We start from the raw sequence: 589 nt of genomic DNA, 5'->3' as shown, positions 1-589 counted from the left end.
ACTTTATTCGACAAAGAGAAAAACTTTGCGATTAATCAAGAAGACGAAATCCAAAAAGCCCTATTGGTCACTCATGGCGGTCAAGTACTGCTTAAGCGTGGTTAAGGAGATTTCTCATGGTTGAAACTATTACAATTTTCGTCCTTGCCATCTTCGTAGGTTATTACGTAGTTTGGGGTGTTACACCAGCTTTACATACGCCACTTATGGCTGTAACCAATGCGTTGTCATCTATTATTGTGGTAGGTGCGATGTTGCAAACTGTGGGTCTACCTATTTTGGGTGTAGATGCTAACGTTGCATTTCAAAGTGTGAATGTGGTGAGCGTACTGGGTGCGATTGCAGTATTTTTGGCAAGCATTAATATTTTCGGTGGCTTTGCAGTAACTGCACGCATGCTGGAAATGTTCAAGCCTAAGCAAAAGAAATAAGAGGGCTTTGACATGGAATTTATTCAAGCAAACGCAAATTGGTTGTACCTTGTTGGCGCAATCCTCTTTATCTTGACGCTTCGTGGTTTGTCTGGCCCTAAAACAGCAATTCAAGGTAACCGTTACGGTATGATCGCGATGGCGATTGCAGTTGTAAC

General features: G+C 42.1%; 3 protein-coding genes. All 3 read left to right on the top strand.

Features of this window, described 5'->3' with window-relative positions; genetic code table 11:
• Window positions 1-105, top strand: a 105-nt coding sequence (locus FY048_RS18955; RefSeq protein WP_446092169.1) for a hypothetical protein, incomplete at its 5' end; no start/stop codon positions are given.
• Window positions 106-116: 11 nt separating this feature from the next.
• The gene (locus tag FY048_RS18950; protein ID WP_003654992.1) at window positions 117-431 is read left to right on the top strand and encodes a proton-translocating transhydrogenase family protein; all 315 of its coding nucleotides are present in this window, start codon (window positions 117-119) and stop codon (window positions 429-431) included.
• A 12-nt stretch (window positions 432-443) separates the two neighbouring features.
• Window positions 444-589, top strand: a 146-nt coding sequence (locus tag FY048_RS18945; RefSeq protein WP_446092168.1) for an NAD(P)(+) transhydrogenase (Re/Si-specific) subunit beta, incomplete at its 3' end; no start/stop codon positions are given.

The organism is Acinetobacter sp. 1124_18A, assembly GCF_052824995.1.
This window is presented reverse-complemented; position numbering and strand designations above follow the sequence as displayed.

Excerpts from the sequence above, each read along its gene's own strand:
- FY048_RS18950 (WP_003654992.1), top strand. The coding sequence starts at position 117 with ATGGTTGAAACTATTACAATTTTCGTCCTTGCCATCTTCGTAGGTTAT.